The sequence below is a fragment of the Streptomyces sp. NPDC093018 genome, from assembly GCF_040684035.1.
Lineage (GTDB): Bacteria > Actinomycetota > Actinomycetes > Streptomycetales > Streptomycetaceae > Streptomyces > Streptomyces murinus.
This window is the reverse complement of the sequence record NZ_JBFBFF010000007.1, coordinates 235,950-260,739: the sequence shown is the minus strand read 5'-3', so window position 1 is coordinate 260,739 and position 24,790 is coordinate 235,950. Positions and strand designations below refer to the sequence as shown.

Genomic DNA, 24,790 nt, shown 5'->3' with positions numbered 1-24,790 from the left:
TCGGGTGGGAGCGGGGAGGTCGGGATGCCCGCAACGGGCCAAAGGCGGTGGGGCGTCGAAGCGTGACGGGTCAGGGGGCGACGGGTTCGGGCAGACGGCGGGTGAGGACGTCGGCATGGGCCCGGGGCGCGTCGCTCAGCATGCGGTCGAGGGCGGGCAGCAGCCTCTCGCCGTGGGTGGCGAGGTAGAGGGGGAAGGAGGGGCGGCCGCCCGCCTCGCGCAGCTCGGCCAGGAGGCCCTCGGGCAGGGGGGCGACGGTGTCGAGGTCCACCTTCGACATGCCGAGGAACTGCGGGAAGGGCTCGCTCTCCCCGATGCGGTCGAGGAAGGGGGCGAGGGTGTCGGCCATGGCGGCCTCGTAGCCGGCCATCCGCTCGGTGCCGATGGTGGCGCTGAGCCCGAGCCGGTAGGAGTGCCACAGGTTCAGGTAGTTGGGGCAGATCAGGGTGGTGCGCGCATCGTGTGGGTCGGGGGCGGGCAGCCGGGCGGCCTCGGCGCGGTCGGCCTCGCGCAGTTCGAGGTCGTCGCCGATCACGCGCAGGGTGAGCCGGTGGTCGTACATCGCCTCCCGCCACAGGGGCAGTGACCGCCGGTCGAGGGAGTGGACGTTCATCAGGTCGAGGGGGATCTCGACGGTGGCGTGCGGGAGGTGGAGGCCGGCGCGGCGCTCTAGGGCGAGGCGGTAGAGCATCGCGAAGTAGGCGTAGTTGGTGGCGTGGCGGGCCAGGTGGAGGGCTTCGCGGTCCGCGTCCGTCATGCCGGGCTCGTCGGGGTCGATGGCGGGGACGGGCTGGGCGAGGAGGATCTGGTGCTTGAAGCGGGGCTGTTTGCTGAACAGGGGGACGCGGACCAGGCGGCCCCGGGTGTCGCGGCGCCACCACACATGGGGTTTCCAGCGGTTGTCGCTGAGGTTGTTGTGGGTGAGCAGGGTGCGCAGATGGCTGGCCCCGCCGGCGTCGGTGCCGGCCTCCCCGCGGGTCATCAGGCGCAGGCAGAACCAGGGGAAGGTGAGCATCGGCGCGAACGCGTTCATCGCGACATGGGTCGAACTGTGCACCAACATCGGCGAGTTGATGAACCGGTGCAGGGAGGCGTCGTCCCAGCCCAGCAGTTCTCTCATCCGCTGCCGCTCGCTCGCGGGGGCATGGTGGACGCGGTCCTCGCAGGAGCGGACGAAGTCCGCGAGGCGCCGGCGGCGCTCTCGTACCTCGGCTCCGGGCGGGCCCGCGGGGCGGAACGCGGCGAGGGTCGCGGAGAGGGTGGGGTGCATGCGGGAACCTTTCAGGTGGGGTGGTACCGGAGGTTCACGGTCAGCGGCGTACGGGGACTGCGGGCGTACGGGGGCCACGGCGCGCGGGGTGCGCGGGGCGTGCGGGACTGCGGCGCGCGCCGGGGGCGCGGGGTGCCGCTCGGGTGTCGTCAGCGGGGAGCCGGCTGCGCGGGGTGCGGGGTGAAGGGGCGGGTGCGCTGGGCGTAGGCGGCCACGACGGGGGCGGCGGCGCCCGCGGCGGCCAGGGCCAGGCCGAGCAGGAGCCAGCCGGCGGGGCCGCAGCCGAGGATGACGAATGTCGTCGCCGCGGGTGTCAGCGCCGTACCCAGCTGGGAGGTCAGCCCGAACATGCCCTGGTACTGGCCGTGCGCGTGCTCGGGCGCCAGTTCGTACGACAGCGCCCAGGAGCCCGCGCTGTAGAGGAGTTCGCCCGCGCTCTGGGCGACGACCCCGGCGGTGAGCAGGGCGGCCGCGAGCCAGAGGGAGCCGTGCGCGGCGGCGGCGAAGGCGGCGCAGCAGGCCGCGAGCCACCACCCACAGCGGCGCAGGGCCCGCGCCCCGGTGGGCACGTCGGTCACCCCGCGGCTGGCGCGGATCTGGCAGAACACCACGAGCGCGGTGTTGACCAGGAGGAACCCGGAGAACGCGGCGGAGGGCACGGGGGTGTGCTGGGTCATCCAGATGGGCAGGGCGACGTTGAGGATGCCCGCGTTCATGATCAGTACGGCGTTCAGCAGACCGACGCCCATGTAGCCGCGGTCGCGGAGCACGATCCAGCGGGGCGCGCCCTCGGGGGCGGGCTCGGGCGGGGTCTCGGGGATCGGCAGCAGGAGCAGGCCGGAGAGCAGGAAGAGGGCGCCGCCGACCGGGAGGGCCGCGGTGTAGGCGGCGGGGGTGTTCCGGGCGATGACGAGCCCTCCGGCCAACGCCCCCACGGAGAAGGCGGCGTTGGTCACCGCTCGCAGGTAGGCGCGGGTGCGGATGCGCTGTTCGCGGGGGACGGCGGTGGCGACGAGCGCGCCGCGGGCGGCCGTGGACGCGGAGTCCGCGACCGCGACGGCCGTCGCCGCGGCGAGGAAGCCGGTGAAGGTGTGGACGGCCGCGTAGCCCGCGATGGCGCATCCCTGCAGCAGCAGCGCGCCGACCGCGATACGGCGGGTGCCCAGCAGGTCGGCGAGCCGCCCAGCCGGGACGCTGGCGGCCATCGCGGCGAGCGCGGCGATGGTCAGGGCGCCGCCGACCCTTCCCGCGGGCAGGTGCTGGCGGCGGGTGAAGTACAGGACGACGACGGTGATGACGATGCCGTTGCCGATGCTGCGGCTCAACGTGCTGGCGGCCAGGGCGCGTTCGGCACCCGGCGCGGGCAGCATCGGGCGCAGGCGCGCCGCGAAGGGGCGGGCGGCCGGGCGGGGTGCGTTCACCGGGCGGCCCCGGGAACGGGGGCGGTTGGTGAACTCCCCTGCGTGACGAGGCGAGTTGGTGAAGCCTCGTACCGAGTCGAACTCCCCGGCGGTGGCGCGCCGGTCGGCGTCGTGGGTGCGCACTGCGTGTGGGTGTGGAACCAGTGGGCGAGGTCCTTCACCCGTTCCTCGGTCTCGGCCTCGGTGGCGCCGCGGACGATCGCGAGGCCGGCCCGCAGATGGGAGGCGACGGTGATGTCGGGCATGAGGTCGCCGGGGGCCACCTCGATGCCGGCGTGCACGACGCCCGGGCGGGCGAGGACCTGTTCGCGCGTGGGGACACGGCGGACCGTGCCCGGTGGTGCGGGCAGGTTCATCCCGGCGAACAACGCGCCTTCCCGGTGGGCGGGTTCGCGGGTGAGGACGGACGGGCGGCCGAGGACGATGCGGGCCCATTCGTCGCGCAGGTCGGCGCCGAAGGCGAGGCGGACCACCTCGTCGGTCCTGCCGCCGCCGACCCGGGCCGCGCACTCGCCGAACACCAGGCGGTCGCCGTCCCGGAACATCTCCAGGTGGAAGGGGCCGTCCCGGTAGCCGAGGGCCTTCAGCGCGGCCGAGGTCAGGGCGCGGGTCGCCGTGTACAGGACGGGGTGCCGCGCGGGCGGCAGCACGATGTGGGCGACCACTCCCCCGTCGTGGACCTCGATGAGGTTCTGCACATAGCGGGAGACGGACAGCACGAGGAGGCGTCCGTCGCGGACGATGCCGTCGACCTGGTACTCGGTGCCGGGGATGTACTCCTCGCGCAGCCAGGGGCCCGCCCCGTCCGCGCGCAGCGCGGCGACCGCGGCCCGGAGGCTGTCGGGGCCGGTGATCAGGAAGGTGTTCTTCGCTCCGCCGCCGTCCAGGGGTTTGAGGACGGTGCGCGGTGCGGCGGGGGGCACCTCGGTGGTCTCGGGGTGTTCGGTGACGGTGCAGTCGGCGACGGGCAGCCCGGCCTCGCGGACGAGTGCCTTCTGCAGGGCCTTGTCGCGCATCGCCAGCATCCGCAGCGCGCGGCTGCCGCCGCCCGTGCCGTCCCGGCGCAGGTCGTCGAGGATCTGGGCCGGGACGATGCAGTACTCCAGGACACTGCACACGGCCGTGAAGGAGTGCAGCGGCAGGCCCTCGCGGGCCAGCCCGGCCAGCACATGCTGCGCGCCGGCCGGGTCGGGTACGACGACGGTGCGGGCGACGGTGTCGCTCGCCCGGGCCGCGGCGGCGTCACGGGGCGCCACCGCGCAGGTGACCCGGGCCCCGGCGCGGGCCAGTGCGGCCACGGCCCGGGGCATCCAGCCGACGTGCAGCACCGGGACCTGGGGCGCCGCCTGGTGGGGGGTCATCAGTCGAGACCCCGCACGATGTGGGCGTCGTCCGGGTCGTCCGGGTATCCCGCGAGGTGGAGGGGGCGTGGAGCGAGCCACAGTCCGCGTGCGCATACCTCGCCGAGCCGGGACGGCTCCCCCGCGGGGGGCTGTCCGGGGGTGGCGGGGTGGGGCCGGTCGCCGGGCGGTGCGGTGCCGAGGGCGGGTGCGGTGCTGTCCAGGGTGGTCATCGCTCGTTCCTCCTCGAGTGGGTGCCTGTTCCGGTCAGTTGAGTGCCTGGGCCGGGTTCGCGGTGCGGGCCCCGGGCCGGGCGGCGAGGATCACGACGCCGGTGACGGCGACGACGGCGGCCGAGCCCCACATGACGGCGGGTGCGTGGCCGGCGCCCAGGCCGAGTCCGCCCAGGACCAGCACCAGGGTGTTGGCGCTTCCGGTGAGCTGCTCCATGCGGACGGTCACCCGGCCCCGGGTGGGACCGTCCAGCGCGGACAGGCCGTCCTGGGTGAGGGGCCGGGCCGCTCCGGCGCCGAGGCCCAGCAGGGCGATGGCGATGATCACGGGCACCAGGCGGGACGTCGTCGCGAGCAGGACGAGCGAGGCGGCGACGCAGGCGAGGGTGGCGGCCAGCAGCAGCGCGGCGGGCTTGGTGCGCAGCAGTTTCGCGGTCCAGCGGGCGACGAGCAGCGCCGCGACGTTGAACACGGCGAGCAGGACGCCGAACAGGGCGAGGGAGACCTTGGTGCGCACGAACAGCAGGTAGGGGATGAAGCCGACGAACGCGGCCAGGGCGACACCGCGCAGGCACACGTAGTAGGCGATCCACCATCCGGCCCCGCCCGTCCAACTCCCCTTTTCCGCAGGGGTGTTTGCGGTGGCGGCGGGCCGGGCCGCGGGGAGCCGTACGGAGCCGACGCCGGTGGCGGCGGTGGCGGCGGCCGCGCAGGCGAGCGCCGACAGCAGGAACACGGTGAGCCGGGTGTGCTGGAAGATCACGGCGCCGGCGATGCCGGAGACCATGACGACCGCGAAGATCCAGCTCTGGGTGCGGGCCTGGATCTTCGAGGCCCGCTCGCGGTCCGGTTCCAGGACGCCCACCAGCGGGGACTCGACGCTCGCGGTCAGCGCGTAGCCGAAGCCGCTGAGGACCTGTCCCACGACCAGGCCCGGGGTGCCGCCGGCGACCGTGCCGATCAGCAGCAGGCCCGCGGCCTTGACGATCTCGCCGCCGACCAGGAGGGTGCGGGGGCCGAACGCGGCGGAGAAGCGGCCGACGAACGCTCCGGAGACCATCACGGTGAAGCCGTACAGGGCCAGCAGGGTCTGTGCGAGGGCGATGCCGAGGTGGTGCAGATAGAGGAAGGCGAACAGGACCGGCAGGTGGAAGTAGGCCCGGGAGATCAGCCGGTAGACGAACAGGGCGCGCAGGGCGCCGGGGCGGGGCGTGTCGCCGGCCCCGCCCGGAGCGGCCTCGGCTCCGGGCGGGGTGACGGACTGGCGGGCGCTGCTCACTCCATGGCCCCCGAGGAGGCGAAGTAGTTCTTGTCGGCGCCGCTCTGGGTGGTGAACACCGAGGACGAGTCCTTCGCGCCGGGCAGCGGCAGGTGGACCGGGACCTGGGCGAGGCGGACCTGGCGGTCCTGGCCGCGCACCAGGAGGTCCTGGTAGGCGTCCCAGTCGCCGCCCGCGCACAGGTGGCGGTCGCCGGGGGCGCCGCAGCCCACGAGCGGCCAGGCGTCGGCGGCGGCGTAGTTCTGGAAGATGATCCGGCGGGAACCGGTGGAGCGGTTGGGGCCGCTGGCGTGGACGGCGCGGACGTGGTGCAGGGTGATGGACCCGGCGGGCGCGGTCAGCTGGACGGCGTTGTCGAGCATGTCCTTGATCTGGGTGTGGTCCAGGGCACCGGCGAAACGGCCGCCCTGGTTGTGGGAGTACACCTCGCCCAGGTGCGATCCGGGGACGACCAGGAGGGGCCCGTTCTCCTCGGTCATGTCGTCCAGGAGGACACCGACCGCGACGAGGGAGTCGTTGGTGTGCGGGTAGAAGCCCCAGTCCTGGTGCCACTGGATGGCGTCGCCGGTGCCGGAGGGCAGCTTCAGGTTGATCTTGCTGCCGTACAGGCGCAGGTCGTTGCCGAGGAGGCCGGCGACGATGTCGAGGATGCGCGGGTGGCGCACCGTGGCGTCGTAGACCGGGTGGTGGCGGTGGGGCGACTTGACGCGCCGCACGTAGGGGCTGCCCTCGTGCTCGCCGATGTCGAGGATGCGGCGGTCGGCGTTCTCGTCGCCGGCCTGGGCGGCGAAGCTGTCGGTGACCTCGCGCAGTTCCTGGAGTTCGGAAGCGCTGAGGACGTTCTCCACCACGAGGTAGCCCTTGGCGGCGTACTGGTCGAGCTGGGTTGCGTCGAGAGCGTGCATGTCTCACCTCTGCGTCAGGAAAAGAAATGCGGGCCGGGGCGGAATGCTCCGGCGGCGGGCCGGGGCCGTAGCGGCACGGGTGTCGTACCGGCACGGTGGTCGTGGCGGCCCCGGTGGGTCGGCCCGCCAGGACCGGCCGTCGGGCGGCCGGTCCTGCCGGGGTGGATCAGGTCGGTGCGGACCGGTGCCGGTCAGGCGGTCGCGGGGACGGTCAGCTGTTCGGTGAGGAAGGACAGGGTGCGCTTCCAGGCGAGCTGGGCCTGGGTCTCGTCGTACGTGCCGAGGAGGTTCTCGTCGTTGTGGAAGGCGTGGCCCGCCGGGTAGAACTGGAGCTCCACGGGGGCGCCGGACTGGCCGCGGATCTGCCGGGCGAGGTCCTGTGCGCGCTCCGGCGGGGCGTAGGTGTCCTTCTCCCCGAAGTGGCCGAGGACGGCGGCCTTCATCCCGGAGAAGTCGGGGTCCTCGCCGGCGAAGACGCCGTAGAAGGGGACGGCCGCGGCGATCTTCTCACCGGCGGCCGCGGCGAGCGCGAGGACGAAGCCGCCGCCCATGCAGAACCCGACGGTGCCCAGGGCGTCGCCCTTGACGGCCTCGTGCTCCAGGAGCCAGTCCACCGCGCCGACCAGGTCCGCGACACCCTGTTCGAGGGGGAGGTCGCTCATCATCTGCCCGGCCTCGTCGGAGTCGTGGGTGGTACGGCCGCCGAACAGGTCCGGCGCCAGGGCGACGAAGCCCGCCTCGGCGAGCCGGTCGGCCACATCGGCGATGTGGTCGGTCAGCCCCCACCACTCCTGGATGAGGATCACGCCGGGCCCACGGCCGGACGCGGGCAGCGCGAGGTAGGCGTGGATCTCTTTGCCGTTGCGGACGAAGTGGGTGTTCTGCCGTGCCTGGGGGGCGCTCATCTTCTGCGGTTCTCCTTGAAGGGGACGGGTCCGGTGGCCTGGGCGGCTTTCGGGGATGGAGGGGGCCGGGGGCCCCGCCGGGGCGGCAGGGCGTCAGCGGCTGGGCTGCAGGGCGCGCTGCACCAGCAGCGCGGACAGCCGTCGTACGGAGTCCAGCGCGGGCAGGTCGTGGACCATCTCGCGGATGTGGGCGGCCTGTTCGCCGTCCAGCGCGTCGGCGGTGATCCGGGAGAACTTGCCCCAGACCTCGTCGCCGGTCATGGGGTTCTGCGGGGTCCCGGTGGCGTAGCGCACGCGACGGCGGTAGGTGTGCCCGTCGGTGGTCGTCAGGGTGACGACGCCGCCCCAGTTCTCCGGGTACTCGGCCTCCGCGACGGGATCGGTCTCGACCTTCACGCGGTCGGCGAAGTCGTGGAAGCGGGCATCGGCGAGCTGTTCGTCGCTGTAGCTGTCCAGGCCGGGCAGCTCACCGTAGGCGGCCATGCCGAGGGTGAACTGGACGCTGAACTGGCCGCCGAGCGGGTCGACGGGGTGCACGATGGTGCCGACGTGCACGGCGCCGTGCGCGGACAGCCCCACCGTGACCTCGGCGATGTCGTCCGGGGTCAGGTTCTTCTGCCGCATGAGGAACTGGAAGGCCTCGAGCGGGGCGTGGATGAAGTAGCAGCAGTTGTACGCCTTCAGGCCCACCTTCTCGATGATGTACCGGGTGCCGAGCCGGTCGGTGAGGCGCTCGACGCTGCCCTTGTCGGCGAAGACGTTCACGAAGCCCTTGGCACCGTCCAAGACGGTCAAGGGTCCGGTCATGCCGCGCCGGGCCAGGGCGACCGCGCGGATCCCGGCGGTGGTCGGGATCGCGGTGTGGATGCGCTTGACCGAGCCCCCGGACTGGGTGTACTCGATCAGGCCGCCGGAGAAGCTGCCTGCGATCGCCAGCGACTGCGCCAGCTCCCGCGGGCTCTGGCCGTGCAGGAGGCCCGCGGCGATCGCGGCTCCGAACGGGCCCGCCGCCGGCGGTGTGTGGTGCCCGCGGCGCAGGCAGTCAGGCGAGACCGCGTGCGCGGCGCGGAGCATGACCTCCAGGCCGGCGGCGGTGGCCCGCAGCAGCTGCTCCCCGGTGGCGTTGACCTCCTCGGCCACGGCCAGCGCGACCGGGATGATGACGGCGCCCGCGTGGGTCTGCACCATCTGGCAGGTGTCGTCGAAGTCCTGGCCGTGCCCGAACGTCGCGTTGGCGAACGCCGCGTGCTCGGGGTGCGTGCGCAGCCCGTGGAAGAGCACGGTCGACGATCCCGTCGCACCGAACTCGCGCACGTAGTCGTAGGCGGCCTCGCTCCACGGAAGCCGTGAACAGGCCAGCTGGAGACCGAGCTGATCGATGATCAGCTTGGTGACGTACTCCTGGACGGACGACGGAATTCCGTCGCGGTATATCTGGTGTGCGAACTCCGCGAGTGTTTCCGCCGCGGCGGCCCGGGATTCGTTCTCTGAAGGTTCTTTCCGCTGCTCCGGAATGAACACTGTCACCCTTTCCCTCCCCCTGGGGGATCGACTACACCCTCGCCCCACAAAACTCACGTGCTCATGGGATCTCGAAGGCGCTCGACTGAGATATTCGCCGCAGGGAAAGAATCCGGTCAAGGTTGATCGCCGAATCAGTATCAGCGAAAGTTGATCCATACACGAAAGCAAGAAGGCGCAGGCCCGGTGCGGAGGGCCGTACCGCGGAAAGCATCATTGGAACACCACGGAAAAGAACACGAAACAAAGACGTGCGACGGAAGAATAGACACGGGTGCGGGGCGCGGGCCGGAAATCAAGCGGGATGCGACGGCCGCGGCGAAGCGGAGCGGCGCGAACCGGAACGGAGCGGGATAGGCCGGGCCAGGGGCTGCGCGCGCCTCTGTGAGGGAGAGACGCGCGCAGCCGTCCGTGGGGCGCCCCCGGGGTGTCCTTGTGCACGGCGGGGGCGCGGCTGGGGCGACGGCTCAGAACTGGAGGTCGCGGGTCTTGGGCCCGGTGTACAGCTGGGCGGGCCGGCCGATGCGGCGCTCGGGGGCGGTGGCCGCCTCCGTCCAGTGGGCGATCCAGCCGGGCGCGCGCCCGACGGCGAACAGCGCGGTGAACATCTCGACGGGGAAGCCCATGGCCCGGTAGATCAGGCCGGAGTAGAAGTCGACGTTCGGGTAGAGCTTGCGTTCGAGGAAGAACTCGTCGTTGCGAGCGATCTCCTCCAGCTCCAGGGCCATGTCGAGCAGCGGGTCGTGGGCCGCCTTGCCGCACACCTCGCGGGCCACTTCACGGATCACCCGGGCGCGGGCGTCGAAGGTGCGGTACACCCGGTGGCCGAATCCCATGAGGCGGAAGGGGTCGTTGCGGTCCTTGGCCTTGGCCACGTACTTGCCCAGGTCGCCGCCGTCGTCGCGAATGGCCTGGAGCATCTCGATCACGGCCTGGTTCGCGCCGCCGTGCAGCGGTCCCCACAGGGCGGACAGGGCCGCGCTGACGGAGGAGAAGAACCCGGCGTTGCTGGAGGAGACCAGGCGCAGCGTCGCGGTCGAGCAGTTCTGCTCGTGGTCGGCGTGCAGGACCAGCAGTGTCTCCAGGGCATGGACCATCGCCGGGTCGGTGGCGACCGGACTGTCCCCGAAGCACATGTGCAGGAAGTTCTCGACGTACCCGGCCGACGGGTCGTACGGCCGTCGGGGCCGGTCCTCGACGCGGGCGAAGGCGTGGGCGGCCAGGACCGGCATCGTCGCGAGCAGGTCGAAGCCGGCCTGCTCGATGGAGGACGCGCCGTCGGGGGCGAGCGAGGTCATCACGGAGGTCGCGGCGGCGAGCATCGCCATGGGGTGCGTCCCGGCCGGCATCGCGTCGAACAGCGGCCCCCAGACCGGGTTTCCGGGCAGTGTGCTGGCCGCGATCCGGGCGAGCCACTGCTCCTCCTGGGCGCCGGTGGGCAGTTCACCGGTGGTCAGGAGGTGGGCCGTCTGGAGGAACGTACACTTCTCGGCGACCTGCTGGGCGGGATAGCCGCGGTAGAGGAGGATGCCCGCGTCACCGTCGATGTAGGTGATCTCGGACCGGCATATCGCGGTGTCGGCCAGGCCCGGGTCGTAGACCAGGTAGCCCTCGCGTGCCAGATCCGCCGCCGCGACGGCCGGGCGTCCCATCACCGGCTCGCTGACGGCGAGTTCGGCTTGTACGACGTTCTTCCCGGCGGCGGTCCGCGGCTCGGGTACCCCGGGCGTCTCGTGCGCTGTCCTGCTCATCCAGGTCGTCCCCTAGTTCGTGTGTCCGTGGGCTGCGTCGGCTGCGCCGACCGCGGTGGCTGTGGTGGCCGTGTGCCTCACAGCGCCACGCTCAGGCGTTTGGCCAGCGCGGCCTTGTAGGCGTCGGTGTCGAGGACCAGGTCCGGGATGACGGGCAGCAGCAGCGGGGGCGGGTAGGCGCCGTCGCGCACCAGGTAAGGACGCTCGAAGGTGAAGTCCACGATGGTGTTCGACGGGTTGACGCCCTCGGCCTCGACATCGACGCACTCGTCGTCGCGGTCGTTCACCAGGACCGCGTCCACCGCGCCGCCGACGTCCGCGATCGCCTTCTCGCGGGTGACGACGAAGTTCCCCTGCCCCGACAGGTTCGCCGAGGTCAGCGCGACCGGCCGCCCGAACACCTCCAGGAGCCGGTTCAGCGCGCAGGAGCGCTGGTACATCACCGCGACGGTGTTCGCGCCCATCGTCATCCGCGGCGAGAACGGGTACGTGAGATCGAAGATGAACGAGATCTCCGCCGGCCAGATCCGCTTCAGCTCGGGCAGCCCGAATCCCGTGGGGAACCCGACATACTTTTCCGTGTCCTCGATCCTCGGCACCGCGAGTGTCAACGGACCGAATTTTGTGCGCTTCTTCGCCTCGAAGACACGCGCGATCGCCTTTTCGTTCTCCGCGTCACAGATCAGCACATAATTCGTCCGGCTCGGAACGACGACGACACCGCCGTCACCGAGAATACCCGCCACCTCGGCCAGGGAAGACTCGGATTCCTCAAGGATCAGGCCCGCCATGACACCTCCATTCAAAGCCGCCACATACTGCCGGACGCAGATCGCAGCCCGGTCTCGATCATTACCCAGTCTCCGCAGGACCCCGCGCCACGGTCAATCGTGATTAGCAAATCAATCAACATCCACAGAAACCCGAGGCGACGGCCCGGGCGCACGGCGAAACGCGGGATACGCGAACGCGAAGCAAAGACGCACCACGGTGAAACGGGACGCACATACACAGAGGCGATACAGGACTGCGATACGGGGCTGCGATACAGGACGGGAAAGCGGTTGCATCGCGCGGTGACACAAAGCGAAGGAGTGGTTACGGAGTCCTTCGGATAGCATCCGCAGTCGCCGAACTCCACCACCCACCGCCGAGGGAACCGCCCCATGCCACGCCGCCCGACCCCACTGATCGCGGAATTCCCCGTGTCCGACAGGGAGGCCGGTCCCTATGGCATCACCTGCGGCCCCGACGGCGCACTGTGGTTCACCCTGGTCCATCACGGCCGGATCGGCCGCCTCGCCCCCGATGGCAGCGTTACCTCCTACCAGCTCGAACTCCCTTCCGGCGGACCGTCGGTCATCACGACGGGGCCCGACGGCGCGCTGTGGTTCACCGAGTTCCGCGGCCACCGGATCGGTCGCATCACCACGACCGGGACCATCGCCTCCTTCCCGCTGCCGACGCCGGACGCCGGGCCGTTCGGCATCACCGTCGGCCCGGACGAGGCGCTGTGGTTCACCGAGGCGGGCGCCGACCGGATCGGCCGCATCACGCCCGGCGGTGACATCACCGAGTTCCCTCTCCTGCTCCCGGGAGCCTTCCCCTCGGCCATCGCCAACGGCCCCGACGGCCGCCTGTGGTTCACCATGAACCGGGCGAACGCGATCGGCGCCATCGGGGTCGACGGCACGGTCGTCGTCAACCCGCTGCCGACACCGGCCGGTGCCCCGGTCGGCATCACGGCGGGCGCCGATGGCGCCCTGTGGTTCGTCGAGATCGGCGCCGGCCTGATCGGACGGATCACACCGGACGGAACGATCGACGAATTCGCCCTGCCCGACCGCGCGTCCCGCCCGCACGCCATCGCGGCCGACGCCGACGGAAACTGCTGGTTCACCGAATGGGGCGCCAACCGCATCGGCCGGATCACCCCCGGCGGCCGGATCGACGAGCACGACCTGCCCAGCCCCTCCTCCGAACCGCACGGCATCACCGTGGCACCGGACGGTACGGTCTGGACCGCCCTGGAGACCGGCGCGGTCGCACGGCTCACACCCCGCTGAGCCCCGGCCCCCGGGGACGGGAACGCCCGGTGGGCCCGTGCCGTGGCGGATCACGCCGTACGAGCGCCTCGGCGACCGGCGTGCCACCGCGCCGCGCGTACGCCATCGGCTCGCGCATCTCGCGCGGAGTGCGCGGCCGGTGACCGGGCCCGCCGCAGCAGTTCGTGTGGAATCCCACTCCTGCGTACAGCGGCACGGCACGGTGAGCGCCCGCCATGCCGCGAGGTCCTGCCGCCGGGGCGCCGCGAACGCGCCGGTCTGATGGCCCGTCGTCCCGTGCCGCGACGGCCTAGAGCTGCGACGCCCCTCCGTCGACGGGGAACTCCGTTCCCGTGGAGAAGGTCGCACCGAACGCCAAGTAGGCCACCGCGGCGGCCACTTCCTCGGACGTCCCGAGCCGTTGCATCGGGTTGGTGCTCCGGTAGGTGTCCTTCACCGTCTCGGCGACATCGGCGGGGACGGTGCGGTCCAGGATGCCCGTGTCGGTCGGGCCGGGGCTCACGGCGTTGACACGCACCTTCCGCGGCAGCAGCTCGCGGGCCAGCGTGCGCGTCATCGACCGCAGGGCCGCCTTGCTCGCCGAGTAGACACTGAGCGCGTCGAGGCCCAGGACATTGACCACCGACGTGGTGAGGACCACCCCGCTTCCCTCGCGCATCAGCGGCGCCAGCGCCTGCACCGTGAAGTACGGGCCCTTGGTGTTGATGTCGAACAGCGCGTCGTACATTTCCTCCGTCGTCGACTCGAACGGCGCGGACGCGGTGACGCCGGCGTTGACGAACAGCGCGTCCACCGCGCCGAACCGCTCCTGAACCGTGTCGGCCAGCGCCTTGATCTCCTTCAGGGACGCGGCGTCGCTGCGGACGGCGATCGCCTTGTCACCCAGTTCCTCCAGCGCGGTGTCCAGGGTGGACCGGGTGCGGCCGGTGATCAATACGTGCGCCCCGCCGTCCGCGAACAACCGGGCCGCAGCCAGGCCGATACCGCTGCTTCCGCCCGTGATCACGATCTTCTTGCCGTCATAAGTGGTCATGCCCGCAAGCCAAATGGCTGCTGGCACACCGTGTCCAAGACCCGTTCCGTATGCCGTCATGCGCCGGGCGCATGGCGGCACGCGACGTACGCTGGGCGGATGGACGTCGATCTGCGGCTCGTGCGCTATTTCACGGTCGTGGCGGAGTACGGCAACTTCGGCCGGGCCGCCACCAGGCTGCACCTGGCGCAGCCGTCGCTGAGCCGCCAGATCCAGCGACTGGAAGCTCAGGTCGGGGTCCGGCTTCTCAACCGCTCGCCGCAGGGCAGCAGCCTGACCGACGCCGGTCGGGCGTTCCTTCCGCGGGCCCGGATCCTGCTCCAGGACGCCGAGTTGGCCGCTCGTGTTGCCAGAGCCGCCGTGCGGCCTCGTGCCCTCACCGTCGGCTGCGCCGAAGGGCTGGTCATCACGGCTTGTATGCAGGAACTGCGCCGTCGGCACCCTGAAGGCCAGGTCCGCACCCGGCACCTCGACTGGCGGGACACGCGCGCGCTCGCCGAGGGGCGGGTCGACGCCCTCATCGCCTACAAACCCCTGCCCTTCTCCACGGGCGGCTTCCGGGTGACCACGCTCCATGAGGAACCGCGGGTGCTCGTCACATCGGCGAGTCATCCTCTGGCGGACGAGAAGGCAGTCAGCATGCGGGCCCTGTCGGACGAGGAACTGGTGGCCTGCGTGAGCACCCCGGTCCTCTGGAGCACTCCCAAGCCGGTCGGCGGCCGACCGGCGCCGCTTCAGCCCACGATCGACGACAGCTTCGAGGACAAGCTGGAGCTCGTCGCCACCGGCCACTGTGTCGCGGTCTTCCCGGCCAGTGATCGACGCGCCGCCGTGCGCGAGGACATCGCCCTGGTGCCCGTGATCGACAGCGATCCCTGCGAGGTTGTGCTCGTCACGCGCGCCGGCGACCCGAACCCGCTGCTCGGATCGCTGGAAGACGTCGCGCGTACCCTGCTCGGCGCAGTCGCCCCGCAGGAGAACAGCGCGCTGCCGGTCAACTGACGTCCCGGGCCGATGTCTTCGAACGGTCTCGGGTGACCGGACAGTGCTGCCGGGTGTCGGCGCGCTGGAAAGTGTTACCCGGGGCGGGCGCCGCCGTGGGTTGCGGCGGCGCCCGTCGACCGGTTGGCGATCAGCCGTTGCTGCCGCGCAGGACGGGGCCGGTGTAGACGAACTGCATGCGGAAGTTGGTGTTCTGGGCCAGCTGTTCCAGCAGATGGGCGACCCATCCGGAGATCCGGGCTATGGAGAACAGGGCTTCCCCCGCCCCCGGGCTCATACCGGCGACGAAGCACAGGGCGCTCACGGCGAAGTCGAGGTTGACCGGGACCAGGCCGGCCTCGCGGATGTCCGCGAGGGCCTCGCGCAGGGCGGCCATCCGCAGCGCACCGCCCGCGGGCAGTTCGGCGTCCGGGGGCCACTCCGCGGCCATCCGCTCCAGCAGGATCGCCGCCCGCGGGTCCCGCTGGCGGAACGCCAGATGCCCGATCCCCGGCACCGGCCGGTCCGAGGCGATGAGCTTGGCGACCTGCGCACAGCCCGGGTTCTCGTAGTAGCGGCCCAGCAGTTCCTCCACCCGGTACGCCGCCGCCCCGGGGGCGGTGCCCCGCATCGCGCACAGCCCGGCCAGTACGGCCGCCTTCATGTCGCCCCCGACGGAGGCGACGATCCGGCTGCACACCGTCGGCGCCGCCAGCCCGTTCTCCGCCGCCAGATTCAGCGCCACGTCCACGAGGGACACCAGCGCGGGCGGCATCACCGCTCGCTCCGACGCGGGCAGCAGCCCTTTCGCCAACGCCCCGGCCACCCCGCCGTGCTCCACCGGCAGCACCCCGGTCGCGCAGTACACGGCGTAGGCGATGATCCGCTGCGCCTCGACGGTGCAGTCCTCCTCGATCACACTGCGATGCCCGGACCCCGACAGGGCGGCGAGCCCGGAGACGATCCGGTCCAACGGCAGTGGGAAACGGTCCCGGTCCGCTTCGGCGATCGCCCGCCACTCCTGCGGGAACGCCCATGCGCGCGGCACCGCGGGCAACGCCTCCACACTCGCCCCCCACAGCAGATGGGACACGTTCTCGAAGCCCATCCCCCGGCACAGCAGCAGCACGTCGTAACCGCGGTAGAACAACCGGTCGTTACGGATCAAAGCGATACTCGACTCCAGAACCGCACGCGATCCCTCGCGCTCCCGCGTCTTGCGCCCCCGCGCCGCAAGACGCTCGATGTCATCGCGCCGGAATCTGCTCCCCCGCGCTCCGTCGCTCGCCCTGCGCAGCAACCCCCGGCTCGTGTAGGCGTAGATCGTCTCCCGCTTCACCCCCAGCCGTCTCGCCGCCTGCTCCGTCGTCAGCCACATCCCGTCGTCCATCCCCGACTCCTCGACACTCATGCCGCATGTCCCCCTCTGATCAATGTGGATGAGAACCTCACGTAAAAGTTGCGCAGGACCCACGGAACGTTGACACGAAGGTGTAAGTTTTCGGCCGGATCTTGCCACGCAGGCATCACCACATCAACGCAACAACGGGGGCCCACAGGATGGGAACAGTTGCGCACCGAACCAGCCAGAGGAGACGGCTCCTCGTGCGCCGGCACGCTCACTCCGGGGGCGGCGCACAGGAGCCGAGGCCGCTGGCCGCGAGACGCGCCGGCATGCTCACTCACCAGGCACAATCACCACCCGACCGCTCACTCGCCGGCATGGCCGGAAGTCCGGGGCGGGCGGGTGAACGGCGCGCCGCCCGGAGCACAAACCAGCCTTCCCGCAGCCTGGTTGTGGGCGCCCGCACCTCTCACGGACATGTGAAATGAGCAGCGGGCGGGCGCTATCGGAAGGAGTGAATCCGGACAACCACCCGCCATGAGGCAACCCGCGGCCACTCCCTGATCCCGCCACCGGGCTCCAATCCTCGCCTCTGCCCCGGGGTCATCCCGAAGACCAGTGCCGACGGGATCGCACACCTCGTTCATGGCACATCACCACGCGCCGACTCGACAGGAGACGACTCCACGCGCCGACCTGACAGCAGAGCACCGCAGACCGGTTCGACCCGCAATGGATTGACAGCAAAGAGCCGAAGAACGTCACGGCGCACGAGGCGAATCACTCCCTCCCGCACCTCGACACCACGCCCAAACGGCGGAGTTGAGCCCCGACGGGCAGCGCACCTGGAAGCCCGGGGGATCCGAGGGACGTGGGCCGTGACGCGGCTACGCAACAGGGGATGTCACCACTTCATGACCGGCACCAGACGTACACCACGCGCAACCACGGCCGACGAAACAGCGGCAGCCACGCAAGCGGACCGGGACCCGGATCTGAACCGGGACCTCGACCTGGACCTTGAGGAAAGCGACCGGGAGACGGTTCTGACCCGGCTCTTCCAAACCCAGTACACGCCTCTGCTCCGCCTCGCCTCAAGTCTCGGTGCCGACGACCCCGAGAACATCGTCGCCGAGGCCTACTTCCAGCTCTGCAAACGCTGGCACCACCTCCACCGGAAGCAAGCCGCCCTCGCCTATCTCCGCACCACCATCCACAACCTCACCCGCATGCATCACCGCCGTCAGCACACGATCCACCACCACGCCCGGTCCACCACCACCGAGACCGTCTTATCCGCCGAGACCACCGCTCTCCAGCACCACGACCACCACACTCTCCACCAAGCCCTCCAGCAACTCCCCATCCGTCAAAAGCAAGCCCTCGTCCTCCGCCACTGGCACGACCTCAAACAGAACGAGATCGCCACCCTCCTCCAGGTCACCGTCGGCACCGTCAAAACCCACACCCATCGCGCCCTCACCGCTCTCACCCACACCCTCACACCCCTCCAGTAGCCAAGGCCGAGAGCCCAATTGCTGTCCACCGGGCGCGGTGATCGTGGCGGGAGCGGTCGCCCCGGACTGGGCCGGGACCGAGTGGCCCACCCAGTAGTCGTAGAGGGGTCGCATGGGCCTGCGCGACAGCCGCACGCGCGGCGCCGTCGACCATCACGGACACCAGGAGGCAGTCGACGCCCAGTTGTTCGTACTCACGTCCGGAAAGCGGCCCGCCGCACCGGTCGGTCGTACGCGGTGGGCGTCCGGTGGTGTCACATGAAGCGCCGGAGCAGGCCCGTCTTGCGTGCGGTGAAGGGCGGACAGGCCAGGCGCAGGGTGTCCGGCCACAGCGGTTTGTCGAGGACGGCCTTGGGGTGGCTGAAGGTGTCCACGGAGTGTTCGCCGTGGTAGCGGCCCATGCCGCTCGCGCCCACGCCGCCGAACGGCAGGCCGGGGACGGCGAGATGGGCGTTGGGGACGCCGAAGGACAGAGCGCCCGAAGAAGTCTCCGTGGCGAGGCGGCGCTTGGAGCGGGCGGAGGCGGTGAAGGCGTACAGCGCGAGGGGCTTGTCCCGTGCGGTGATGAAGTCGATCGCGGCGTCCAGGTCGGGGACGCGGACGATCGGCAGGATCGGGCCGAAGATCTCCTCCCGCATCACCGGTGCCTCGGGGGCGACATCGGCGAGCACGGTGGGGGCGATGTAGCGGGTCGTACGGTCGTACACGCCACCGGTGACCGTACGGCCGTCCGCCAGCAGCGCGGTCAGCCGGTCGAAGTGGCGTTCGTTGACGATGCGGCCGTAGTCGCCGCTGGTGGCGGGGTCGGCGCCGTACATCGCGTGGATCGCGTCGGTCAGGTGCCGTTCGAGCTCGGGGGCGGTCTCGCCGATCGCGAGGATGTAGTCGGGGGCGACGCAGGTCTGGCCGGTGTTCATGTACTTGCCCCAGGCGATCCGGCGGGCCGCCGCCCGCAGATCGGCGCCGGGCTCGACAACGGCGGGGCTCTTGCCGCCCAACTCCAGGGTGACCGGGGTGAGATGGGCCGCCGCGGCGCGCATCACGATGCGTCCCACGGCGGCGTTGCCGGTGTAGAAGACGTGATCGAAGCGCTGTTCCAGCAGGGCGGTGGTCTCCGGTACGCCGCCTTCCACGACGGCCACCGCCTCCGGGTCCAGGGCGCGGGGCAGCCAGTGGGCGAGCGCCGCCGAGGTCGCGGGGGCGAGTTCGCTGGGCTTGACGACGGCGCAGTTGCCCGCGGCGAGGGCGCCGACGAGCGGGGCCAGGGCCAGCTGGAGCGGGTAGTTCCAGGGGCTGATGATCAGGACGGTGCCCAGGGGCTCCCGTACGGTGCGGGCCCTGGCCGGGCGCAGCGTCAGCGGCACGGAGGCCGTGCGGGGGCTCAGCCAGCGGTCCAGGTGGCGGAGGGTGTGGTCGATCTCCTTGACCGTGAAGCCGATCTCGGTGACGTACGCCTCGACGGCGCTCTTGCCGAGGTCGGCACGCAGGGCCGAGGCGAAGACGTCCTCCTGCTCGGTCAGCAGTCGGCGCAGGCCGCGCAGCTGGGTCTTCCGCCGGCTGATCGGCCTGGTGCGGCCGGTGGCGAAGGCGGAGTGCAGGCGGGCGACGGTCGCCGCCGCGTCGGCAGGCGGCACGGCACCGGTGGGCGGGGCTTCGGCGGACGGGGCTTCGGCAGACCGTGCTTCGGTGGAGGCGCTCATACCCGCGACCATATACGAAACGAAATATTTTCGTTTCGTTTGACGGTATGCTGATGGCATGGTCTGCACCACGTTCCCCGACCCAGCCGGTACGGCGGCCACGACCGGCGCGTCCGACCGCCGCCGTGCCCGGATGCGCGATGTCTGAGGCGGCGCCGCGCCGCGGGCGGCCCCGGGACGCCGGGCGGGACCAGGCGCTGCTGGGCGCCACGCTGGCCATCCTGACCGAGAGCGGCTACGGCGGGCTGACCACCGCCGCGGTGGCCGCCCGCGCGGGCGTCTCCACCGCGACGCTCTACCGCCGCTGGTCCTCCAAGGACGACCTTGTGATCGCCGCGGCCGCGGCCTACAACGAGACCCTCGACACGCAGCCCGACACCGGCAGCCTCGAAGGCGACCTGCGGGCCGTCCTGCGCGCCAAGGCGGCCACGCTGACCGGCGAGGGCGGCCGGCTGATGCAGGCCTTGATCGGCGAAGCCACCCAGAACACCGCCCTGGCCGAGGCCCTCACCGACGCCTTCCTCAGCCCGGTGCACCGACGGGTGGAGGAGGCGGTGCGGCGGGCGGTCGACCGAGGGGAGATCCCCCCGGTCGAGGACATCGATCTCCTGGGCGACGTGGTCGCGGGGCCGGTGATGAGCAGGTTCCTCCTCACTCCCCGGCGGCCGGACCAGGTCGACGCGGTCACCGCGGAGCGCACGGCCGACCGGCTGCTGCCGTTCATCCTCAGGGCGGTGGGCGGCGCTTGAGGGTGCTCGCAACGCCCTGTGTACGGCGGCGAGTTGCGCGGCTTCCGGCCGCTGCCCGGCGCTGACGTCTCAGGCGTCGGCGGCTGCTTCGAGGAGAGTCTCGGCGGCGGTGGTGCGGGCGTAGAGGACGGAGCGGCCGGCCCGGTGGGCGCTCACCAGGCCCGCGTCGCGGAGCGCGGTGAGGTAGTGGGACACGGCGGCCGGGGACAGGCCGGTGCGGTGGGCCAGCTGGGTGGTGGAGGCCGGGCTGTCCAGTTCGGTCAGCAGACGGGTCCGCGAGCGGCCGAGTACGGCGGCGAGGGCGTCGGTGCCGGTGGCGGGACGGGGTGTCCAGATCGATGCGGTGCCGCGGGCCGGGTAGACGAGTTGCGGTGGTTCGGGGGGTGCGACCCGGGTGGGTACGCGCGGGCCGGTGAAGGCGGAGGGCACCAGCAGGAGTCCGGGGCCCGCCGCGGCGCGGGACAGGGGTCTGCTCCGGCGGGTGAGGTGCAGCTTGCCGTCGTCCCATCTCACCGCGGTGTGCAGGTCGTTGAGGACGTGGCCCGCGCCGTGCTCGGCGACCTGGTGGGCGCGGTGGAAGACATCGGTGTCCAGCGTCGCCCGGATGCGTGCCCAGTAGGGGGCGAGGGCCAGTTCCCAGTAGGTGTGGATCTCCTCGGTGAGGCGGGCCAGGCGGGTGTCCGGGTCGTGGCGCAGCGATCGCAGGCGGGGGTCGAGGGGGCCCTGATGGTGTGCGAGGTGGTCGAGGTCGCGGCGGATCCGGTCGGCGTCGGCGTTCCGGACGGCGGCCAGTTCCGTGGCGAGGGTCGGGGCCGCGCCGGTGGGAGCGGGGTTGAGGAAGTAGGGGAAGAAGCCGGCCGGCGGGATCAGCCCGGCGAGCCATCCCCGGTGCAGTCCGGCGGCGGCCAGCCGTGGCCGGACCTGCTCGATCCACGGGCGGTGCACCGGGGACACGGAGGTGCGGTCGGCGTGGCGGGCGTGGTCGGCGTGGTTCGAGAGCAGCCGGAAGCTGGTCACCACCTGCCACATCGGTGAGACGACGAACCGTACCTGTGCCAGGTCGCCGGCCGTGAAGGCCAGTTCGGCCATGACGAACACCCCCGAGGATTCACACATGTTCGAATCAATGGCGGTCACGCTATCGGGTGCGGATCATTCCGGTATGACTTCGCACATCACCTCCGGCACGATCGACGCGGCGGCCTCGGGCACCTGGACACTCGGCGATCTCACGGTCAACCGCGTCGGCTTCGGCGCGATGCGGTTGCCGCAGCACGGCGAGGCCCTGGTGCCCGACGCGGTGCCACGCGACCGCGAGCAGGCGATCCGGGTGCTGCGGCGCGCGATCGAGCTCGGTGTGAACCACATCGACACGGCCGCGTTCTACTTCTCGCCGCTGCGGTCGGCCAACGAGCTCATCAACCAGGCGCTGTACCCGTACGACGACCTCGTCATCGTCACCAAGGTCGGACCGGGCCGGGACACCTCGGGGAAGTGGCTGCCCCATGCGACGCCACGGCAACTGCGCGGGCAGGTCGAGGAGAACCTGCGCCAGCTCGGGCGCGACCATCTGGACGTGGTGAACCTGCGGATCGTGGGCACCGATCCGATCGCGGAGCGCTTCGGCGCGCTGGCCGATCTGCGGGACGCGGGGCTCATCCGCCACCTGGGCCTGTCCAACATCCACGCCCCTCATCTCGCCGAGGCCCAGGCCATCGCCCCCGTGGTCTGCGTCCAGAACATGCACGGCGTCGGGGCCGCGCCCGAACAGGCGCGGCTTGTGCGGACCTGCGGCGAACAGGGCATCGCCTTCGTGCCGTTCTACTCCATCGCGGGCACCGGTCGCACGGCCGGAGCGACCGCCGACGACCACCACAGCGCCCTGCGGACCATCGCCCGCGTCCACGGAGCGAGCGCGGCCCAGATCCGGCTCGCGTGGACCCTGCACCAGGGCGCGCACGTCCTCGCGATCCCCGGCACCGGCGACGTCGACCACCTCGCGCAGAACGTGGCGGCCGGTGCGATTCGTCTGTCGGAGAGCGAGGTCGCGGACCTGAACTCCCTGTCGGTATAGGGCGGATGTGGTGACGGCCAGGTCAATCGGCGGCCGGTCGCCGCGAGAGGGCCGGGTTCGGCTGCGCCAAGTCCCTGCTGTAGCGGACCTCCGGCACCAGGACGCCGCTGACCGGCCAGTGCGTCGAGGCGCCGTCCGGTAGGAAGCCGGCGTGCTCGTAGAAGCGCCGGGCCCTGGTGTTGGCGGCGAGCACCCACAGCACGAGGCGGCGGAAGGAGCGTTCCTGGGCGGCGGCGAGAGTCCGGCGCATCAGGGCCCTGCCGATGCCGGTGCCGAGGCGGTCGGGCGCGGCGTAGAGGGCGAGGAGTTCGCCGTCCCGAGGCCGGCGGTCGTCTTCGCGGGAGGGGCCCAGTGCCGCCCAGCCGACGACGGTGCCGTTCTCCTCGGCGACGAGGTTCAGCACGGTACCCCCGGCGCGTTCGAACATGTCGCGTCGGCGGCGGGCGTCCTCCGCCACCGTCAGCGCGTCCAGGTGGTCCTGCGGCACCATGCCCGCGTAGGCGGCCTGCCAGCCCTTCACCCGCACCGTGGAGACACCGTGGATGTCTTCTTCCCGCATGGGGCGCACCCGTATCATCCGCCGATCGTATCGATCGAGTAGGCCGGTGGGACGGCGAGCGGGTGAGCGGGCGGTGAGCGGGCACCCTGTTCGGCGAGTACGTCGTACGGGCTACCCGTTGGGGGCGGTCATGGCGTGCCGAGCCCCGCTCGCTCGACCCCGGGGTACCAGTCCCTGCCGTCGCCCGTACCGGTGGGCGACGCCGCTCATTTCTTCAGGATGCCCACGTTGTTCAGTCCGCCGTACACATTGACCCGATCGCCCTGGTGGTACTCCCGGCGGTTGAACTGGACGGAGTCCACCCGCACATGGAGTTCCTTGTCCGGATTCTCCACGGCCTCGACGATGGCCTCCACGAGCCGGTGGAGCTCCTTTCGGTCCGGGAGCGTCACCAGCGCGCTCGCCGCGCCCGACGTGTCGATGGCGAGCACGTATTTGCTCGGTGCCGAGAGCACCTTCAGGAAGCGCAGGAACAGCCCGACCGCCACGACGAATCCCACCAGCCGCAGCGGCGGCATCCCGTGCGCCACCAGGAGCCCGATGGCGCCTCCGATCGCGAAGTGCCAGAAGGCTTCCCATCGTTTGGGCTTGAACTCGGCGGTGTAGACCCGCACGAGGTTGTGCAGCGGATAGGCCGCCTCGCCCACCCAGAGCAGTCGCTTGCCGACCCGGAGATCGACGCCTTCGGAGGGCGGCGGCGAAGAGGGCACCGGTGGCCCGGCGGACCCGTTTCTGTCCATGGTTCCCCCGTACGCAAGGTGCTTCGATGTCCGTAGTGGGACCATTAAGCATCGCCAACTTCCTTATGTGAAGCGGTAGTTGCCAAGCGCGAGCGCAGGAGGCGGAGTTGGAACCGCGGCGAGTACTGGCGCCCAGTGAGGCGGCGATGGCCATGGCCGGTGGTCCCGTCGTCGTCGGCTGGACGGTGCACGGGAATCTGGACGTCGCGCTTCTGCGGGCAGCGGTACGGGAGTTGTCGCACCGGATGCCCGTGCTCGCGGCCCGCGTCGTCGAGGGGCCCGACGGTCTGGTGCTGCGGCGTGAGCACGCCGACGCGGCCGTCGATCTGGACGTCGTACCCGACGGATGGGCGCCGCAGGACGCGGCCTTCCTGCGGCCGGGTGAGCAGGTGCTGCGTGTCCTTCTGCACCGCGAGGGACCCGACCGGCACGCCCTGGCACTGCTCGCCTGGCACGCGGTCAGCGACGGCGCCTGCCTGATGGCGCTGCATCGGCGGCTCTGGGGGATCTACCGGGGTCTGGCCGAGGAAGGAACCGGCACGGCGGCTACCGACCCTCACGAGGAGTTGCCCCGGCCGGTGGAGGAACGGCTCCGGGAGCGGTACGGCGCCTCGGATGTCGCCGCCTATGCCGCGGACTGGTCGGCACGGCTGGACGCGGCGCGGCCGGCCGTCCTCGTTCCGCGCGCCGCCCGCGACGGCGCACCCGGGCCGGAGCAGGGGGCGCACCGCCACCGGTTAGCGCTGTCCGCCGGACAGACCCGTTCACTGGTGCGGCACGCGCGCCGTTCGGGGGCGAGCGTCAACAGTACCGTCTGCGCCCTGGCGATGAGGGCCGTACGCGAGCTGCTGCCCTGCGAGCACGGAACGGTACAACTGACCTGCCTGATCCCGGTCGACGTACGATCGCGGCTGCAACCCCCGCTTCCGGCGGACGAGTTCGCCTTCGCGGCGTCCACCACCTCCGCCACCGCCCTCGTCGGTCCCGACACCGAACTCGGCCTCGTCGCCGCCGAGATCGACCGGCAGGTCCACGCGTCCCTGGACTCCGGTCACGCCGAGCTGGAGTACCTGGCCACCTCGCGCATGCTCACCCGGCTGGCCTCCGCGGCCATCACAGTGGCCGTCAGCAACGTCTCCCGCCACTGCACCGCGCCGACCCTGCCGGACGGTCTGACCGCCGAGCGCCCGTACGTCATCACCGTCCCGCCGGGCCCCCTCCCCACCCTCTTCGTCACCCGCCATCGGGAGGCGATCTGCCTGGACCTCGTCCAGCCGCGCGCCTGGTACACGCGCGAACAGGCGGGCGAGCTGGCCGACGCGCTGCGGCATGCCCTCGCCACCGTCACCGGAGCACCCGGCGGGGAAGACCTCGGCCGGCCCGCGTCCCCGCCCCGGTGAC

The 24,790-nt window shown here is 71.6% G+C and carries 22 protein-coding genes and 1 pseudogene; 6 read left to right on the top strand and 17 right to left on the bottom strand.

Annotated features, from left to right (window positions below):
- Nucleotides 1–70: 70 nt before the first annotated feature.
- From AB0N90_RS18735 to AB0N90_RS18690, 10 genes are all read right to left on the bottom strand, one after another.
- Nucleotides 71–1,270 (bottom strand): hypothetical protein, encoded by a 1,200-nt coding sequence (locus tag AB0N90_RS18735; RefSeq protein WP_365197858.1) that lies wholly within the window; start codon nucleotides 1,268–1,270, stop codon nucleotides 71–73.
- 149 nt (nucleotides 1,271–1,419) lie between these two features.
- Nucleotides 1,420–2,640, bottom strand: a complete 1,221-nt coding sequence (locus tag AB0N90_RS18730; protein WP_365198064.1) for an MFS transporter — start codon at nucleotides 2,638–2,640, stop codon at nucleotides 1,420–1,422.
- A gap of 47 nt (nucleotides 2,641–2,687) precedes the next feature.
- Complete coding sequence (locus AB0N90_RS18725) at nucleotides 2,688–4,052, bottom strand: ATP-grasp domain-containing protein (protein WP_365197855.1); 1,365 nt, start codon at nucleotides 4,050–4,052, stop codon at nucleotides 2,688–2,690.
- The gene (locus tag AB0N90_RS18720; RefSeq protein ID WP_361682126.1) at nucleotides 4,052–4,264 is read right to left on the bottom strand and encodes a hypothetical protein; all 213 of its coding nucleotides are present in this window, start codon (nucleotides 4,262–4,264) and stop codon (nucleotides 4,052–4,054) included. The genes AB0N90_RS18725 and AB0N90_RS18720 overlap by 1 nt, the downstream gene beginning before the upstream one ends.
- 34 nt (nucleotides 4,265–4,298) lie before the next feature.
- Nucleotides 4,299–5,543 carry an MFS transporter gene (locus AB0N90_RS18715; RefSeq protein WP_365197852.1) on the bottom strand — a complete coding sequence of 415 codons (1,245 nt, stop codon included), beginning with the start codon at nucleotides 5,541–5,543 and terminating at the stop codon, nucleotides 4,299–4,301.
- A complete protein-coding gene (locus tag AB0N90_RS18710) occupies nucleotides 5,540–6,448 on the bottom strand; it encodes a phytanoyl-CoA dioxygenase family protein (RefSeq protein ID WP_361682120.1) in 909 nt (302 codons plus the stop codon). The genes AB0N90_RS18715 and AB0N90_RS18710 overlap by 4 nt, the downstream gene beginning before the upstream one ends.
- A gap of 191 nt (nucleotides 6,449–6,639) precedes the next feature.
- Nucleotides 6,640–7,353 (bottom strand): dienelactone hydrolase family protein, encoded by a 714-nt coding sequence (locus tag AB0N90_RS18705; RefSeq protein ID WP_365197849.1) that lies wholly within the window; start codon nucleotides 7,351–7,353, stop codon nucleotides 6,640–6,642.
- A gap of 93 nt (nucleotides 7,354–7,446) precedes the next feature.
- Nucleotides 7,447–8,880: an MmgE/PrpD family protein gene (locus AB0N90_RS18700; RefSeq protein ID WP_365197847.1), complete on the bottom strand. Its 1,434-nt coding sequence runs from the start codon at nucleotides 8,878–8,880 to the stop codon at nucleotides 7,447–7,449.
- A 461-nt stretch (nucleotides 8,881–9,341) separates the two neighbouring features.
- The gene (locus tag AB0N90_RS18695; protein WP_365197844.1) at nucleotides 9,342–10,625 is read right to left on the bottom strand and encodes a citrate/2-methylcitrate synthase; all 1,284 of its coding nucleotides are present in this window, start codon (nucleotides 10,623–10,625) and stop codon (nucleotides 9,342–9,344) included.
- A gap of 77 nt (nucleotides 10,626–10,702) precedes the next feature.
- Nucleotides 10,703–11,416 (bottom strand): Sua5/YciO/YrdC/YwlC family protein, encoded by a 714-nt coding sequence (locus AB0N90_RS18690; RefSeq protein WP_365197841.1) that lies wholly within the window; start codon nucleotides 11,414–11,416, stop codon nucleotides 10,703–10,705.
- A 375-nt stretch (nucleotides 11,417–11,791) separates the two neighbouring features.
- On the opposite strand from AB0N90_RS18690, the gene AB0N90_RS18685 reads away from it, so the two are divergent.
- Nucleotides 11,792–12,691: a virginiamycin B lyase gene (locus tag AB0N90_RS18685; protein WP_365197838.1), complete on the top strand. Its 900-nt coding sequence runs from the start codon at nucleotides 11,792–11,794 to the stop codon at nucleotides 12,689–12,691.
- Here AB0N90_RS18685 and AB0N90_RS18680 read toward each other — a convergent pair.
- Nucleotides 12,678–12,943, bottom strand: a pseudogene (locus tag AB0N90_RS18680) (deoxyxylulose-5-phosphate synthase); the annotation flags it as partial. The gene AB0N90_RS18685 and the pseudogene AB0N90_RS18680 overlap by 14 nt on opposite strands.
- A gap of 37 nt (nucleotides 12,944–12,980) precedes the next feature.
- Nucleotides 12,981–13,724 (bottom strand): SDR family oxidoreductase, encoded by a 744-nt coding sequence (locus tag AB0N90_RS18675; RefSeq protein WP_361682101.1) that lies wholly within the window; start codon nucleotides 13,722–13,724, stop codon nucleotides 12,981–12,983.
- Nucleotides 13,725–13,823: 99 nt separating this feature from the next.
- Between AB0N90_RS18675 and AB0N90_RS18670 the strand changes: the two genes are divergently transcribed.
- On the top strand, nucleotides 13,824–14,726 hold the full coding sequence (locus AB0N90_RS18670; protein WP_365197835.1) for a LysR family transcriptional regulator: 903 nt from the start codon (nucleotides 13,824–13,826) through the stop codon (nucleotides 14,724–14,726).
- A 130-nt stretch (nucleotides 14,727–14,856) separates the two neighbouring features.
- On the opposite strand, the gene AB0N90_RS18665 is transcribed toward AB0N90_RS18670, so the two are convergent.
- Nucleotides 14,857–16,116: a citrate/2-methylcitrate synthase gene (locus AB0N90_RS18665; RefSeq protein WP_365197832.1), complete on the bottom strand. Its 1,260-nt coding sequence runs from the start codon at nucleotides 16,114–16,116 to the stop codon at nucleotides 14,857–14,859.
- A gap of 848 nt (nucleotides 16,117–16,964) precedes the next feature.
- Between AB0N90_RS18665 and AB0N90_RS18660 the strand changes: the two genes are divergently transcribed.
- Nucleotides 16,965–17,567, top strand: coding sequence for a sigma-70 family RNA polymerase sigma factor (locus tag AB0N90_RS18660; RefSeq protein WP_365197829.1), 603 nt, complete (start codon nucleotides 16,965–16,967; stop codon nucleotides 17,565–17,567).
- A 254-nt stretch (nucleotides 17,568–17,821) separates the two neighbouring features.
- On the opposite strand, the gene AB0N90_RS18655 is transcribed toward AB0N90_RS18660, so the two are convergent.
- The gene (locus AB0N90_RS18655) at nucleotides 17,822–19,267 is read right to left on the bottom strand and encodes an aldehyde dehydrogenase family protein (RefSeq protein WP_365197826.1); all 1,446 of its coding nucleotides are present in this window, start codon (nucleotides 19,265–19,267) and stop codon (nucleotides 17,822–17,824) included.
- A 140-nt stretch (nucleotides 19,268–19,407) separates the two neighbouring features.
- Between AB0N90_RS18655 and AB0N90_RS18650 the strand changes: the two genes are divergently transcribed.
- Nucleotides 19,408–20,016, top strand: coding sequence for a TetR/AcrR family transcriptional regulator (locus tag AB0N90_RS18650; protein WP_365197823.1), 609 nt, complete (start codon nucleotides 19,408–19,410; stop codon nucleotides 20,014–20,016).
- Between the two features lie 69 nt (nucleotides 20,017–20,085).
- Here AB0N90_RS18650 and AB0N90_RS18645 read toward each other — a convergent pair whose 3' ends face one another.
- The gene (locus tag AB0N90_RS18645; RefSeq protein ID WP_361682083.1) at nucleotides 20,086–21,132 is read right to left on the bottom strand and encodes a DUF5937 family protein; all 1,047 of its coding nucleotides are present in this window, start codon (nucleotides 21,130–21,132) and stop codon (nucleotides 20,086–20,088) included.
- A gap of 46 nt (nucleotides 21,133–21,178) precedes the next feature.
- Between AB0N90_RS18645 and AB0N90_RS18640 the strand changes: the two genes are divergently transcribed.
- The gene (locus AB0N90_RS18640; RefSeq protein ID WP_365197820.1) at nucleotides 21,179–22,090 is read left to right on the top strand and encodes an aldo/keto reductase; all 912 of its coding nucleotides are present in this window, start codon (nucleotides 21,179–21,181) and stop codon (nucleotides 22,088–22,090) included.
- 22 nt (nucleotides 22,091–22,112) lie between these two features.
- On the opposite strand, the gene AB0N90_RS18635 is transcribed toward AB0N90_RS18640, so the two are convergent.
- Nucleotides 22,113–22,649: a GNAT family N-acetyltransferase gene (locus AB0N90_RS18635; protein WP_365197817.1), complete on the bottom strand. Its 537-nt coding sequence runs from the start codon at nucleotides 22,647–22,649 to the stop codon at nucleotides 22,113–22,115.
- 206 nt (nucleotides 22,650–22,855) lie between these two features.
- Nucleotides 22,856–23,389 carry a DUF6232 family protein gene (locus AB0N90_RS18630; RefSeq protein WP_365197814.1) on the bottom strand — a complete coding sequence of 178 codons (534 nt, stop codon included), beginning with the start codon at nucleotides 23,387–23,389 and terminating at the stop codon, nucleotides 22,856–22,858.
- A gap of 107 nt (nucleotides 23,390–23,496) precedes the next feature.
- On the opposite strand from AB0N90_RS18630, the gene AB0N90_RS18625 reads away from it, so the two are divergent.
- Nucleotides 23,497–24,789, top strand: a complete 1,293-nt coding sequence (locus tag AB0N90_RS18625; protein ID WP_365197811.1) for a hypothetical protein — start codon at nucleotides 23,497–23,499, stop codon at nucleotides 24,787–24,789.
- Nucleotide 24,790 lies beyond the last annotated feature (1 nt).

Bases quoted from the DNA above. Each gene is read 5' to 3' on its own strand.
- AB0N90_RS18735 (WP_365197858.1), bottom strand. From the start codon at position 1,270: ATGCACCCCACCCTCTCCGCGACCCTCGCCGCGTTCCGCCCCGCGGGC.
- AB0N90_RS18730 (WP_365198064.1), bottom strand. From the start codon at position 2,640: ATGCTGCCCGCGCCGGGTGCCGAACGCGCCCTGGCCGCCAGCACGTTG.
- AB0N90_RS18725 (WP_365197855.1), bottom strand. From the start codon at position 4,052: ATGACCCCCCACCAGGCGGCGCCCCAGGTCCCGGTGCTGCACGTCGGC.
- AB0N90_RS18720 (WP_361682126.1), bottom strand. From the start codon at position 4,264: ATGACCACCCTGGACAGCACCGCACCCGCCCTCGGCACCGCACCGCCC.
- AB0N90_RS18710 (WP_361682120.1), bottom strand. From the start codon at position 6,448: ATGCACGCTCTCGACGCAACCCAGCTCGACCAGTACGCCGCCAAGGGC.
- AB0N90_RS18705 (WP_365197849.1), bottom strand. From the start codon at position 7,353: ATGAGCGCCCCCCAGGCACGGCAGAACACCCACTTCGTCCGCAACGGC.
- AB0N90_RS18695 (WP_365197844.1), bottom strand. From the start codon at position 10,625: ATGAGCAGGACAGCGCACGAGACGCCCGGGGTACCCGAGCCGCGGACC.
- AB0N90_RS18690 (WP_365197841.1), bottom strand. From the start codon at position 11,416: ATGGCGGGCCTGATCCTTGAGGAATCCGAGTCTTCCCTGGCCGAGGTG.
- AB0N90_RS18685 (WP_365197838.1), top strand. From the start codon at position 11,792: ATGCCACGCCGCCCGACCCCACTGATCGCGGAATTCCCCGTGTCCGAC.
- AB0N90_RS18675 (WP_361682101.1), bottom strand. From the start codon at position 13,724: ATGACCACTTATGACGGCAAGAAGATCGTGATCACGGGCGGAAGCAGC.
- AB0N90_RS18670 (WP_365197835.1), top strand. From the start codon at position 13,824: ATGGACGTCGATCTGCGGCTCGTGCGCTATTTCACGGTCGTGGCGGAG.
- AB0N90_RS18665 (WP_365197832.1), bottom strand. From the start codon at position 16,116: ATGAGTGTCGAGGAGTCGGGGATGGACGACGGGATGTGGCTGACGACG.
- AB0N90_RS18660 (WP_365197829.1), top strand. From the start codon at position 16,965: ATGACCGGCACCAGACGTACACCACGCGCAACCACGGCCGACGAAACA.
- AB0N90_RS18655 (WP_365197826.1), bottom strand. From the start codon at position 19,267: ATGAGCGCCTCCACCGAAGCACGGTCTGCCGAAGCCCCGTCCGCCGAA.
- AB0N90_RS18650 (WP_365197823.1), top strand. From the start codon at position 19,408: ATGTCTGAGGCGGCGCCGCGCCGCGGGCGGCCCCGGGACGCCGGGCGG.
- AB0N90_RS18645 (WP_361682083.1), bottom strand. From the start codon at position 21,132: ATGTGTGAATCCTCGGGGGTGTTCGTCATGGCCGAACTGGCCTTCACG.
- AB0N90_RS18640 (WP_365197820.1), top strand. From the start codon at position 21,179: ATGACTTCGCACATCACCTCCGGCACGATCGACGCGGCGGCCTCGGGC.
- AB0N90_RS18635 (WP_365197817.1), bottom strand. From the start codon at position 22,649: ATGCGGGAAGAAGACATCCACGGTGTCTCCACGGTGCGGGTGAAGGGC.
- AB0N90_RS18630 (WP_365197814.1), bottom strand. From the start codon at position 23,389: ATGGACAGAAACGGGTCCGCCGGGCCACCGGTGCCCTCTTCGCCGCCG.